The organism is Pseudomonas sp. AC242 (assembly GCF_979258655.1).
Genome location: NZ_OZ409873.1, coordinates 6,172,810 through 6,186,631 on the forward strand (window position 1 = coordinate 6,172,810; position 13,822 = coordinate 6,186,631).

Annotated in this window: 9 protein-coding genes; 6 read left to right on the top strand and 3 right to left on the bottom strand. The window is 59.9% G+C overall.

Annotated features, from left to right (window positions below; genetic code table 11):
- The first annotated feature begins 8 nt into the window (after positions 1 to 8).
- The 4 genes from ACZZ0A_RS27850 (at position 9) to hemE (ending at position 9,165) form a co-directional block, all read left to right on the top strand.
- Positions 9 to 1,601 carry an AAA family ATPase gene (locus tag ACZZ0A_RS27850; protein WP_123375582.1) on the top strand — a complete coding sequence of 531 codons (1,593 nt, stop codon included), beginning with the start codon at positions 9 to 11 and terminating at the stop codon, positions 1,599 to 1,601.
- Positions 1,602 to 1,951: 350 nt separating this feature from the next.
- Positions 1,952 to 6,397: a glutamate synthase large subunit gene (gene gltB, locus ACZZ0A_RS27855; protein ID WP_463544119.1), complete on the top strand. Its 4,446-nt coding sequence runs from the start codon at positions 1,952 to 1,954 to the stop codon at positions 6,395 to 6,397.
- 33 nt (positions 6,398 to 6,430) lie between these two features.
- Positions 6,431 to 7,849, top strand: coding sequence for an FAD-dependent oxidoreductase (locus ACZZ0A_RS27860; protein WP_463543999.1), 1,419 nt, complete (start codon positions 6,431 to 6,433; stop codon positions 7,847 to 7,849).
- Between the two features lie 248 nt (positions 7,850 to 8,097).
- Positions 8,098 to 9,165: a uroporphyrinogen decarboxylase gene (gene hemE / locus ACZZ0A_RS27865; RefSeq protein WP_007909440.1), complete on the top strand. Its 1,068-nt coding sequence runs from the start codon at positions 8,098 to 8,100 to the stop codon at positions 9,163 to 9,165.
- A gap of 178 nt (positions 9,166 to 9,343) precedes the next feature.
- Here the strand turns inward: hemE and ACZZ0A_RS27870 are convergent, their stop codons facing one another.
- Complete coding sequence (locus ACZZ0A_RS27870; protein WP_463544000.1) at positions 9,344 to 10,618, bottom strand: MFS transporter; 1,275 nt, start codon at positions 10,616 to 10,618, stop codon at positions 9,344 to 9,346.
- Positions 10,619 to 10,736: 118 nt separating this feature from the next.
- Between ACZZ0A_RS27870 and ACZZ0A_RS27875 the strand changes: the two genes are divergently transcribed.
- Positions 10,737 to 11,639, top strand: a complete 903-nt coding sequence (locus ACZZ0A_RS27875; RefSeq protein WP_007909445.1) for a LysR family transcriptional regulator — start codon at positions 10,737 to 10,739, stop codon at positions 11,637 to 11,639.
- A gap of 103 nt (positions 11,640 to 11,742) precedes the next feature.
- Here the strand turns inward: ACZZ0A_RS27875 and ACZZ0A_RS27880 are convergent, their stop codons facing one another.
- Entirely contained in the window at positions 11,743 to 12,180 is a 438-nt protein-coding gene (locus tag ACZZ0A_RS27880; protein WP_007909447.1) for a hypothetical protein, read from the bottom strand.
- A 216-nt stretch (positions 12,181 to 12,396) separates the two neighbouring features.
- On the opposite strand from ACZZ0A_RS27880, the gene ACZZ0A_RS27885 reads away from it, so the two are divergent.
- Entirely contained in the window at positions 12,397 to 12,780 is a 384-nt protein-coding gene (locus tag ACZZ0A_RS27885) for a type II toxin-antitoxin system PemK/MazF family toxin (RefSeq protein ID WP_042704943.1), read from the top strand.
- Positions 12,781 to 12,993: 213 nt separating this feature from the next.
- Here the strand turns inward: ACZZ0A_RS27885 and ACZZ0A_RS27890 are convergent, their stop codons facing one another.
- Positions 12,994 to 13,797 (bottom strand): hypothetical protein, encoded by an 804-nt coding sequence (locus ACZZ0A_RS27890; RefSeq protein ID WP_007909448.1) that lies wholly within the window; start codon positions 13,795 to 13,797, stop codon positions 12,994 to 12,996.
- Positions 13,798 to 13,822: the final 25 nt, after the last annotated feature.

Genomic DNA, 13,822 nt, shown 5'->3' on the forward strand with positions numbered 1-13,822 from the left:
AGATTCCGATGACTAGTTTGCATGCCGACGAGGCGTTCCTCGGCCATTTCCAGTTAAGTCACGACCCGTTCGCGCCACGCGTGCCGGGCTTCAAGTTCTTCCCGGCCCAGCGCAAACCGGTGCTGGGGCAGTTGCATCATCTGGCGCGTTACAGCCAGTTGCTACTGGTGGTCACTGGCCCGCAAGGCAGCGGCAAGACGCTGCTGCGCCAGGCGCTGGTCGCCAGCACCAACAAGCAGTCGGTGCAGAGCGTGGTGGTTTCCGCCCGTGGCGCCGGTGATGCCGCTGGCGTGCTGCGCCAAGTGGCGCAGGCACTGAACGTCGCTCAGGCCGATGTTGGCGCGATTCTGGAACAAGTGGTGCAACTCGCGTTGACCGGTCAGGAAGTCTATCTGTTGGTGGATGACGCCGAGCAGCTCGATGAATCCGCCCTCGAAGCGCTGATGGCGCTGGGTGCCGGCGCACCGGAAGGTCGCCCGCACGTGTTCCTGTTCGGTGAGTCGTCGCTGATCGCTCAGCTTGAGGCTTTGCACCTTGAGGAAGAGCGCTTTCACGTCATCGAGTTGCAGCCTTACACCGAAGAAGAGACTCGCGAATATCTCGACCAACGGCTCGAAGGTGCCGGCCGGGGTGTCGAACTTTTCACCGCAGATCAGATCTCTGATATTCACGAAAGTGCCGAGGGTTGGCCGGGCAACATCAACCAGGTCGCTCGCGATGCTCTGATCGAAGTCATGATTGCCAGCCGCTCAGCGGTCAAGCGTCCAAGTATGGGGTTCAACATGCCGAAGAAACACGTATTGGCCATTTCCGCCGTCGTTGTGGTCGCGGTCGCTGCCGCCTGGCTGATGCCGGGTCGCAACAAGGCGCCGACCACCGGTGCACCGGCCAATGAGCAGGCACAGTTGCCATTGGGCCAGGGCGCAGCCAATGGCGGCGCGCCGAACGTCGAGTTCGCCGGTAATACACAGCCGATGCCGTTGCCGCTGGTCGGCAACTCGCAACCGGTCATGCGCGGCCCGTTGGCCGAAGCGGCCGGCGGTATTACCGAAGGCGACGATGGTGTGCCACTGGAAGGTTCCAGCAATACCCCGCCGACCGTAACCACTTCCGCACCGCCTGCGGGCGTTCCGGCCGGTCCCGCGCCGACACCGGTTCCGTTGCCAGCCGCCAAGCCCACCCCGGCGCCGACGCAAGTTGCCACCGCCAAGCCTGCTCCAGCCGCGCCAGTCGCCAAACCGGCTCCAGCGCCAGCCAAGCCAGTCGCCGCTGCCAAACCGGCCGAGAAGCCGGTGACCGTTGCCAAAGCCGCCGGTGGCAGCTGGTACGCCGGTCAGCCGACCGGCAACTACGTGGTGCAGATCCTCGGCACCAGCTCTGAAGCGGCGGCGCAAAACTTCGTCAAAGAGCAGGGCGGCGAGTACCGTTATTTCAAGAAAGTGCTCAACGGCAAGCCTCTCTATGTGATCACCTATGGCAACTTCGCTAATCGTGATGCAGCCGTTTCTGCCATCAAGGCCTTGCCAGCGAAGGTTCAGGCTGGTAAACCTTGGCCTCGCACTGTCGCCAGCGTCCAACAGGAACTGGCAACAACTCGCTGAAGATTCGGCGGCCTTACCCAGGCCGCCTCTCCAAGCACCTCAAAATTTCTGCAAGTGCGCGCCGTCTCTACAGACCGCGTGCCTTGTGGTGTCTGCGTTACAGTAGTCTTTGAGTCGTTGCGGTCAAAATTAAAAAAGTTTTGACTAGCACAGCAGATCGCTTTAAACCTTTCACAAATGCGACATGAATTTGCGACATTTCGTCGTCAAATTTGTGAGCCTCTGTGTCGCTGTGTACAATGACCACCCTTTTGCCCCCGCCAAGCCGGCGTACGTTCGGCGCAGGACGCAAGTGGTTGAATTGAAAAGAAATTTGCCTCGAAAAGAGGCAGCCTGGTGAGAAAGTGTCTATGAAAGCAGGTCTGTACCAACCAGATGAATTCAAGGATAACTGCGGTTTCGGCCTGATAGCCCATATGCAGGGCGAGCCCAGTCATACCCTTTTGCAAACGGCCATCGAGGCCCTGACCTGCATGACCCACCGCGGTGGGATTAATGCCGACGGCAAGACCGGTGACGGTTGCGGTCTGCTGATTCAAAAACCTGACGCGTTCCTGCGAGCCATTGCCCAGGAAACCTTCAGCGTCGAGTTGCCCAAGCAATACGCGGTGGGCATGGTTTTCTTCAACCAGGATCCGGTCAAGGCCGAAGCCGCTCGCGAGAACATGAACCGCGAGATCCTCGCTGAAGGCCTGCAACTGATCGGCTGGCGTAAAGTGCCAATCGACACCAGCGTCCTCGGCCGCCTCGCTCTCGAGCGCCTGCCGCAGATCGAGCAGGTGTACATCGGCGGCGAAGGCCTGAGCGATCAGGACATGGCCGTGAAGCTGTTCAGTGCCCGTCGCCGTTCGTCGGTATCCAACGCCGTCGACTCCGACCACTACATCTGCAGCTTTTCGCACAAAACCATCATCTATAAAGGCCTGATGATGCCGGCCGATCTGGCCGCGTTCTATCCGGACTTGAGTGACGAGCGCCTGCAAACCGCGATCTGCGTGTTCCACCAGCGCTTCTCCACCAACACCCTGCCGAAATGGCCGCTGGCGCAGCCATTCCGCTTCCTCGCCCACAACGGCGAGATCAATACCATCACCGGTAACCGTAACTGGGCGCAGGCCCGTCGGACCAAGTTCAGCAACGATCTGATGGATCTGGAAGAACTCGGCCCGCTGGTCAACCGTGTCGGTTCCGACTCCTCGAGCATGGACAACATGCTCGAGCTGATGGTCACCGGTGGTATCGACCTGTTCCGTGGCGTGCGGATGATCATTCCGCCGGCGTGGCAGAACGTCGAAACCATGGACCCGGATCTGCGTGCGTTCTACGAGTACAACTCGATGCACATGGAGCCGTGGGACGGTCCGGCCGGCGTGGTCATGACCGATGGTCGCTACGCGGTGTGCCTGCTCGACCGTAACGGTCTGCGACCGGCGCGTTGGGTCACCACCACCAACGGTTTCATTACCCTCGCGTCGGAAATCGGCGTGTGGGATTACAAGCCGGAAGACGTGATTGCCAAAGGCCGTGTCGGCCCTGGGCAGATCTTCGCGGTGGACACCGAAACCGGGCAGATCCTCGACACCGATGCGATCGACAACCGTCTGAAATCCCGTCATCCGTACAAGCAATGGCTGCGCAAGAATGCCCTGCGCATTCAGGCGACCATGGAAGACAACGACCACGGTTCGGCGTTTTACGACGTCGATCAGCTCAAGCAATACATGAAGATGTATCAGGTCACGTTCGAAGAGCGCGATCAGGTCCTGCGTCCGCTTGGCGAGCAAGGCTACGAAGCCGTTGGCTCGATGGGCGACGACACGCCGATGGCCGTGCTGTCCCAGCGTGTGCGCACGCCGTACGACTATTTCCGTCAGCAGTTCGCGCAGGTCACCAACCCGCCGATCGACCCGCTGCGTGAAGCGATCGTGATGTCGCTGGAAATCTGCCTCGGTGCCGAGCGCAACATTTTCCAGGAGTCGCCGGAACACGCCTCGCGCGTGATCCTCAGCTCGCCAGTGATCTCGCCGGCCAAGTGGCGCTCGCTGATGAACCTCGACCGCCCGGGTTTCGAACGGCAGATCATCGACCTCAACTACGACGAAAGCGTTGGCCTCGAAGCGGCGATCCGCAACGTTGCCGATCAGGCTGAAGAAGCCGTGCGCGCCGGTCGTACCCAGATCGTTCTGAGCGACCGTCATATCGCCCCAGGCAAGCTGCCGATCCACGCCTCGCTGGCGACCGGTGCCGTGCACCACCGGCTGACCGAAAAAGGCCTGCGCTGCGATTCCAACATCCTTGTTGAAACCGCTACCGCCCGTGACCCGCATCACTTTGCGGTGCTGATCGGTTTCGGCGCCTCGGCGGTCTATCCGTTCCTGGCCTACGAAGTGCTGGGCGACCTGATCCGTACCGGTGAAGTGCTGGGCGACCTCTATGAGGTGTTCAAGAACTACCGCAAAGGCATCACCAAAGGTCTGCTGAAGATTCTGTCGAAGATGGGCATCTCGACCATCGCTTCGTACCGTGGCGCTCAGTTGTTCGAAGCCATCGGCCTGTCCGAAGAAGTCTGCGAGCTGAGCTTCCGTGGTGTGCCGAGCCGCATCAAGGGTGCGCGTTTCGTCGACATCGAAGCCGAGCAGAAAGCACTCGCCAGCGAAGCCTGGAGTCCGCGCAAGCCGATCCAGCAGGGCGGTCTGCTGAAGTTCGTCCACGGTGGCGAATATCACGCGTACAACCCGGACGTGGTCAACACCCTGCAAGCCGCCGTGCAGCAGGGCGACTACGCCAAGTTCAAGGAATACACCTCGCTGGTGGACAACCGTCCGGTGTCGATGATCCGCGACCTGTTCAAGGTCAAGACCCTCGATACGCCGCTGGACATCAGTGAAATCGAGCCGCTGGAATCGGTGCTCAAGCGCTTCGACTCCGCCGGTATCTCGCTGGGCGCACTGTCGCCGGAAGCTCACGAAGCCCTGGCTGAAGCCATGAACCGCCTCGGTGCGCGTTCCAACTCCGGCGAAGGTGGTGAAGATCCGGCGCGTTACGGCACCATCAAGAGCTCGAAAATCAAGCAGGTCGCGACTGGCCGTTTCGGCGTAACCCCGGAATACCTGGTCAACGCTGAAGTGCTGCAGATCAAGGTCGCACAGGGCGCCAAGCCGGGCGAGGGCGGGCAACTGCCGGGCGGTAAAGTCAACGGGCTGATCGCCAAGCTGCGTTACGCAGTGCCGGGCGTGACGCTGATTTCGCCACCGCCGCACCACGACATCTATTCGATCGAAGACTTGTCGCAGCTGATTTTCGACTTGAAACAGGTCAACCCGAAGGCGCTGGTTTCGGTGAAACTGGTTGCAGAAGCAGGCGTCGGCACCATCGCCGCCGGTGTGGCCAAGGCCTACGCGGACTTGATCACCATCTCCGGCTACGACGGTGGCACCGGTGCTTCGCCGCTGACTTCGATCAAATACGCCGGCGCACCGTGGGAACTCGGCCTCGCTGAAACCCACCAGACCCTGCGCGGCAACGACCTGCGCGGCAAAGTCCGGGTGCAGACTGACGGCGGCCTGAAAACCGGCCTCGACGTGATCAAGGCAGCGATTCTCGGCGCTGAAAGCTTCGGCTTCGGTACTGCGCCAATGATCGCGCTGGGCTGCAAATACCTGCGTATCTGCCACCTGAACAACTGCGCCACCGGCGTCGCGACGCAGAACGAGAAGCTGCGCAAGGATCACTACATCGGTACCGTCGATATGGTGGTGAACTTCTTCACCTACGTCGCCGAAGAAACCCGTGAGTGGCTGGCCAAGCTCGGCGTGCGCTCCCTCGAAGAGCTGATCGGTCGTACCGATCTGCTGGAAATCCTCGAAGGCCAGACCGCCAAGCAAAACCACCTGGATCTGACGCCGCTGTTGGGCAGCGATCACATCCCGGCGGACAAGCCACAGTTCTGCGGCGTTGAGCGTAACCCGCCGTTCGACCAGGGCCTGCTGGCCGAGAAAATGGTCGAGATGGCTTCGTCGGCGATCAACGACATGAGCTGCGCCGAGTTCGATCTGGATATCTGCAACTGCGACCGTTCGATCGGCGCGCGGATCTCCGGCGAAATCGCCCGCAAGCATGGCAACCAAGGGATGGCGAAAGCGCCGATCACCTTCCGCTTCAAAGGCACTGCCGGTCAGAGCTTCGGCGTGTGGAACGCCGGCGGTCTGAACATGTACCTCGAAGGCGATGCCAACGACTACGTCGGCAAAGGCATGACCGGTGGCAAGCTGACCATCGTGCCGCCGAAGGGCAGCGTTTACAAAACTCAGGAAAGCGCCATCATCGGCAACACCTGTCTGTACGGCGCCACTGGCGGCAAGTTGTTCGCCGCCGGCACCGCAGGCGAGCGTTTCGCCGTGCGTAACTCCGGTGCCCACACGGTTGTGGAAGGCACTGGCGATCACTGCTGTGAGTACATGACCGGTGGTTTCGTCTGCGTGCTGGGCAAGACCGGTTACAACTTCGGCTCTGGCATGACCGGTGGTTTCGCCTACGTGCTCGATCAGGACAACACCTTCGTTGACCGGGTCAACCACGAACTGGTGGAAATCCAGCGGATCAGCGGCGAGGCGATGGAAGCCTATCGCAGCCACCTGCAAAACGTGCTGAACGAGTACGTCGCGGAAACCGATAGCGAGTGGGGTCGTGAACTCGCCGAAAACCTCGATGACTACCTGCGCCGTTTCTGGCTGGTCAAGCCCAAGGCTGCCAACCTGAAATCGTTGCTTTCCAGCACTCGTGCCAACCCGCAGTGATATGCGCCTGAAGAGTTTGATGAGGTTTTAACAATGGCTGAACGTCTGAATAACGACTTCCAGTTCATCGATGTCGGGCGCAAAGATCCGAAGAAGAAACTGTTGCGTCAACGCAAGAAAGAGTTCGTCGAAATCTACGAACCGTTCAAACCCCAGCAGTCGGCCGATCAGGCTCACCGCTGCCTGGGTTGCGGCAACCCGTATTGCGAATGGAAGTGCCCGGTACACAACTTCATTCCCAACTGGTTGAAGCTGGTGGCCGAGGGCAACATCCTTCAGGCCGCCGAGCTGTCGCACCAGACCAACACCCTGCCGGAAGTCTGCGGCCGGGTGTGCCCGCAGGATCGTCTGTGCGAGGGTGCCTGCACCCTTAACGACGGCTTTGGCGCGGTGACCATCGGATCGGTCGAGAAGTACATCACCGACACCGCGTTCGCCATGGGCTGGCGCCCGGACATGTCCAAGGTCAAACCGACCGGCAAACGTGTCGCGATCATCGGTGCGGGCCCGGCGGGCCTGGGTTGTGCCGACGTGCTGGTACGCGGCGGCGTGACCCCGGTGGTGTTCGACAAGAACCCGGAAATCGGTGGTTTGCTGACCTTCGGCATCCCCGAGTTCAAGCTGGAAAAGACCGTGCTGAGCAATCGTCGCGAAGTCTTCACTGGCATGGGCATCGAGTTCCGTCTGAATACCGAAGTCGGCAAAGACGTGACCATGGAACAACTGCTCGCCGAATACGATGCGGTGTTCATGGGCATGGGCACCTACACCTACATGAAGGGCGGTTTTGCCGGTGAGGATCTGCCGGGCGTGTATGACGCACTGGATTTCCTCATCGCCAACGTCAACCGCAACCTGGGCTTTGAAAAGTCGCCGGAAGATTTCGTCGACATGAAAGGCAAGAAGGTTGTGGTACTCGGCGGCGGCGACACGGCGATGGACTGCAACCGCACGTCGATCCGTCAGGGCGCCAAATCGGTGACCTGCGCTTATCGTCGTGACGAAGCAAACATGCCCGGCTCGCGCAAAGAGGTGAAGAACGCCAAGGAAGAAGGCGTGAAATTCCTCTACAACCGCCAGCCGATCGCTATCGTCGGTGAGGACAAGGTCGAAGGCGTCAAAGTGGTCGAGACCCGTCTCGGCGAACCGGACGCCCGTGGCCGTCGCAGCCCCGAGCCGATCCCGGGTTCCGAAGAGATTATCCCGGCCGATGCCGTGGTTATCGCTTTCGGCTTCCGCCCGAGCCCGGCGCCGTGGTTCGAGCAGTTCGAGATCCAGACCGACAGCCAGGGCCGCGTTGTTGCGCCTGAGCAAGGTCAGTACAAGCAACAGACCAGCAATCCGAAAATCTTCGCCGGTGGCGACATGGTGCGCGGTTCCGACCTGGTGGTGACGGCGATCTTCGAAGGCCGCAATGCTGCCGAAGGGATCCTCGATTACTTGGGCGTCTAAACCCTTCTAGCTGACCGCAATGCAATACCTGTGGGAGCTGGCTTGCCAGCGATAGCATCACCTCGGTCAATCTGACAAAACGAGGTGTCTGCATCGCTCGCAAGCCAGCTCCCACAGTGCTTTGTGTTGCTGCAAAAATCTGCATTCCAACGCAATAAATTGACCCGATAGACAAAAGGCTGACCTGCATCCGTGCCTTTTGCGTCGCGCTCTGAGAAAATGCCCGCACTTTTTTTCCGGATGCCGACATGACTGCCCTGAAGAACGACCGTTTCCTCCGTGCCCTGCTCAAGCAACCCGTTGACGTCACCCCGGTGTGGATGATGCGTCAGGCCGGTCGCTACCTGCCGGAATACCGCGCCAGCCGTGCCCACGCCGGTGATTTCATGAGCCTGTGCATGAATCCGGAATTCGCCTGCGAAGTCACCATGCAACCGCTCGACCGCTATCCACAACTGGACGCGGCGATCCTGTTTTCCGACATCCTCACCATCCCCGATGCCATGGGCCAGGGCCTGTACTTCGAGACCGGTGAAGGTCCGCGCTTCAAGAAAGTCGTCAGCACCCTCGCCGATATCGAAGCGTTGCCGATCCCTGATCCGCACAAAGACCTCGGCTACGTGATGGACGCGGTCAGCACCATCCGTCGCGAACTGAACGGTCGCGTGCCGCTGATCGGTTTCTCCGGCAGCCCGTGGACACTGGCGACCTACATGGTTGAAGGCGGCTCGTCGAAGGACTTCCGCAAGACCAAGGCGATGCTCTACGACAACCCGCAAGCCATGCACCTGCTGCTGGATAAACTGGCGCAGTCGGTGACCTCGTACCTCAACGGCCAGATCATGGCCGGCGCGCAAGCGGTGCAGATATTCGATACTTGGGGCGGCAACCTGTCGGCAGCGGCGTATCAGGAGTTCTCGCTGGCTTACATGAAGAAAATCGTCAGCGGCCTGATTCGCGAAAACGACGGTCGTAAGGTGCCGGTGATCCTCTTCACCAAGAACGGCGGCCTGTGGCTGGAAAGCATTGCCGAGGCAGGCGCCGACGCATTGGGCCTGGACTGGACCTGCGACATCGGCAACGCCCGCGCCCGCGTTGGCGACAAAGTTGCGCTGCAAGGCAACATGGACCCGACCGTGCTTTACGCCAAACCGGAAGCGATCCGCACTGAAGTCGGGCGCATTCTGGCCAGCTATGGCAAGGGCAGCGGCCACGTGTTCAACCTCGGCCATGGCATCACCCCTGAGGTTGATCCGGAGCATGCGGGTGCGTTCCTGCGTGCGGTGCATGAACTGTCGGCGCAGTATCACGAGTGATCGCCACACCATAAAAAACGCCCGGCTAAATGCCGGGCGTTTTTGTTTCCGCGATCCAACGTCGGACACAGATCAATTGTAGGAGTGAGCCTGCTCGCGATAGCGGTGTGTCAGTCGACCGATGTGTTGGCTGACACACCGCTATCGCGAGCAGGCTCACTCCTACAGGGGTTTTGTGTCAGGCCTTAACACCCTGCAACGGCGGCAACTTCGCCAGTTTCAACGCCACCAGCAGCGCGATCAGCAACAGCGCACCAATAAACAGGCCAATCCCGTTCCACCCGCCGAGATGCCAGAACACCCCGCCCGCCGTCCCGGCAATGCTCGACCCGGCGTAATAACTGAACAGATACAACGACGACGCCTGCCCCTTGGCCTTGGTCGCCCGCCGACCAATCCAGCTGCTCGCCACCGAATGCGCGCCGAAGAAGCCAAAGGTGAAAATCAGCATGCCGACAATCACCAGCGGCAGCGGCGTAAACATCGTCAACGCAAGACCCGCAAACATCAGCGCAATGGTCGCCCACAGCACCTTGCGTCGCCCCAGTTTGTCCGCCAGTGAGCCAATCTTCGCCGAGCTGTAGATCCCCGACAGATACACCACCGACAACAATCCAACGAACACCTGATCGAGGTTGTACGGCGCAGCCAGCAAGCGATAACCGATGTAGTTGAACAGCGTGACAAACGCGCCCATCAACACGAACGCTTCAAGAAACAGCAGCGGCAGACCGGCATCGCGAAAGTGCATGGTGAAGCCGTCAAGCAAGCTGCGCGGATGCAGCGAGCGCGAGCGGAAGTTGCGCGATTCGGGAAGGATTTTCCAGAACACCGCTGCGGCAATCATCGCCAGACCGCCGATCACCAGCATCGCCGTGTGCCAGCTGACAAAATCGATCAGCACACCGGTGATCAAGCGCCCGCTCATCCCGCCAATCGCGTTGCCGCCGATGTATAAACCCATCGCCAAGCCAATGTGTTGCGGATGAATTTCTTCACTCAGATAGGTCATTGCCACCGCCGCAAGTCCGCTCAGCGACAGCCCGATCAGCGCACGCATGATCAGCACGCCTTGCCAACTCGGCATCATCGCACTGGCCATGGTGCACAGCGCCGCTGCGAACAGCGCAGTCACCATCACCGGTTTGCGCCCGATCCGATCAGAGATCGGCCCGGTGATCAGCAGGCCGATGGCGAGCATGCCGGTGGCCACCGAGAGGATCAGGCTGCTCTGCGCGGCGTTGATTCCGTACTCGTGGGACAACAGCGGCATCATCGGCTGCACGCAATAGAGCAGGGCAAACGTCGCGAAGCCGCCGCTGAACAGCGCCAGCACCGTGCGCATGAACATCGGCGTGCCTTTTTCGATGTAGATCTCTTGCAGCTCGGCGACGACATCGTCGGCCGCAGCAGGCGGGACTTCATGGGCTAGGGGCGCGACAGCAGTTTTCACTTCAGACCTCGGAGGGCACGGCCAGGCAGGCAATGAAAAAATCATATAGCTGGCTAATGTTTCTATCCAATATATTGTTCGACCTGTTTGATAGCTTTAACGACCTAATGGGGTTTCCATGGAATTGCGTCATCTGCGCTACTTCATCGCCGTCGCCGAGGAACTGCATTTTGGCCGCGCGGCACAGGTGCTGGGGATTTCTCAGCCGCCGCTGAGCCAGCAGATTCAGGCGCTGGAGCAAGAGGTTGGCGCGCGGCTGTTCGAACGCACCAATCGTCGGGTCGAGCTGAGTGAGGCCGGGCGATTGTTTCTGGAGGAGGCGCGGCTGGTGCTGGCGCAGGTCGATAAGGCGGCGGATGTCGCCCGGCGTGCGCAACTCGGTGAACTGGGCGAGTTGAAGATTGGTTTCACCTCGTCGGCGCCGTTCAACTCGACGATTCCACAGGCGATCTTTTCCTTCCGTCAGCGTTTTCCGGCGGTGCATCTCAACCTTCGCGAGATGAGTAGCACGCAAGTCGCCGAGGGTTTGGTGGATGAGTCGATCGAGGTCGGTATCATGCGCCCGCTGGGTTTGCCGGATTCGCTCAGCGTGGTGGAGTTGATGCGTGAGCCGCTGGTCGCGGTGCTTGGTTCCAAGCATCCACTGGCGCAGGGCAGTGAAGAAGGGCTGTTCCTCTCGGCGCTGGCGCTGGAGCCGTTCGTGTTCTTTCCGCGCAGCTACGGCAGCGGGCTGTATGCGCAATTGCTGAGTCTGGCGCGTGATGCCGGGTTCAGCCCGCACTTCGCCCAAGAGGCGGGCGAAGCGATGACCATTATCGGTCTGGTCGCAGCGGGGCTGGGGGTTTCGGTGCTGCCGGCGTCCTATCAGCGGATGCGCATCGACGGCGTGGTCTACCGACCGTTGCTCGATCCGGAAGCGGTGTCTGCGGTGTGGCTGGTGCAGCGCAAGGATCAGAAGTCACCGATGGCCAAGGCGTTTGTCGAGCTGCTCACACGCAAGGTTGAACCATCAAAGGTGTGATTGCTGCGCAATCAAATCGCGAGCAGGCTCGCTCCCACAGGGAACGCATTCCAAGGTGGGAGCGAGCCTTCTCGCGAAGACGTCAGTCCAAGCCCCCAACCTTTCAGGGCAACCGCACCAAATCCCCCTTCAGTGCTACTCGCGTGACAAATATCCCCGCCCGGCACTCGTACGTATTCAAATCCTTGCGCACATGCTGGTCGTAGTAACTGACGATATTCACTACCGCATTCGCCCCGACCCGCTTGGCATCAGCCTGTAACTTAATCAGATTTGACTGCAACACCCACTCGCAGGAATCGTGGTCACTCTTGTTGAAACCGTTGGTTTTCAGATCACTGACCACCCCACGCCGCAACAACTGCTGCGTGCCCTGCGGCCCATTGCCGAGCAGATAGAACTTCACACTGCCATCCAGCCGCCCGGCGCGAATCGCGTCCGACAGCACGGTTTCGAAGGGCATGTACATCAGGTTGGTGGCGTGGCTGGCGCTGGGCAGTAGCGCGAAAAGCGCAGCGGCGATCAGGGCTTTCACTTGCATGGTCATCTCCTTGACGGTGAAAGAGAACCGCGAGTGCTCGACCGACCGGGCCCGCCGTTCTGACAGGCGTATCGATGGCCTGCATGAGCGAGTGTAGATGCTGTGTGGCGAGTGTTCAGCTTGTGGAGCCGTGTTCACCACATTTGCGGTTACGAACTGTTTTAGCGAGCGTTTGTTTTCTTGCGCAGAATCGATTTCTTTAAGTGAGTGCCATGGATGCCACTTCGATACCAGCCCAAGGAAGGTAGTGTTCTGATCTGCGACTTCAGAGGTTATGAAGTACCTGAGATGGTCAAGGTCAGACCCGTTGTCGTGATACGAAAACACAGAACCAACAGTATGTTGGTGACGGTCGTACCGCTCAGTACCACTGCACCGGATTGTTTACTTGATCACCATTTCGAACTCTCCAGCCATCTTCAAGGCGCCAGCCCGATCTGTTGGGCGAAGTGCGATATGGTGGCCACTGTCAGCCTTTCCCGACTGGACCGGATCAAAAGCAGAGATCGTGAAGGACGGCGCGTCTATTTGATCTCACACCTTGAAACAGAAGAGTTCTGCGCCGTTAAAGCCGCAGTCAGGCGGGCGCTTGGGCTGTAATGGCAACAGAAGTGGCGCAGTGAGGCCAAACGCCAGCCGTTGTCCTGATTGATGATTCGGGCAATACTGCGAGCGTTCCCGCAAGGGGCTTGTGAGACTCTGAGGATCCTGGGCGACCAGCCATCGCAGAGCCGGACAGGTGATCGGCGATGACAAGCCAACCTGTTTGTGAAAGGGCGCCGAATGGCGCCCTTTGTCGTTTCTACAATCCCATCAATCCACGTGCGCCAAATCCCCGCGCAGCGCTACGCTCGACACCACCAGCCCGGCACGGCACTGGAATTTCTCGGTGTCTTTGTACAGATCGCGCTGGTCGACGCTGGCGATGTTGATTACGGCGTTGGCGTCGGCTTTTTTCGCAGCGTTCTGCAGGGTTGCCAGCGCCGATTGCAGCGCCCAGAAGCAGGCGTCTTCGTCGGATTTGTTCGAGCCGTTGGTCTTGCGGCTGCTGCTCACGGTGTCGAGTTTGCGCACCTGTTTTGGCAGCGTTTCGCCGGCCAGATAGAACTTCACACTGCCGTCGAGCAGGCCGGCGTCGGTGGCGCGTTTGACGCCTTCGCGGAAGCTCAGGTAGGTCGGCTCGTCGGCGCCCTGTTTAACGATGCCCAGATCGTTGACGAACTCGATGTCGGGGTTGATCGACAGCTCTTTGAGCACGTTGTCGCGCAGGCGGTTGACCCAGCGGTTGTAGTTACCGTGGATCTTGCCGTCCTTGGCGTCGAGGCCGTAGCTGCTGCGGTAGTCGATTTCGAACGAAGTCGGGGTGAACGGGATGTCGACTTCGGCGTGATGGCGACCGCGTACAGTGATTGCCGCTTTGATCATGCCCGGACGTACCGACTGCACGACCCACTGGCGGTCATTGAGCGCGGTGACGATCGCGCGGCTCATCTGTTGCTGGGTGAAGCCGAGGTTGGGCGAGAACTCTTCCCTGGCGTTGTAAACCGGTTTGCTGGTGCAACCGCCGAGCACAAAAAACAGTGCCAACAGAGCGGCGATGCGGTGAAACTGAGTCATTCCCTTCACTCCAAAAGGTGTTGCG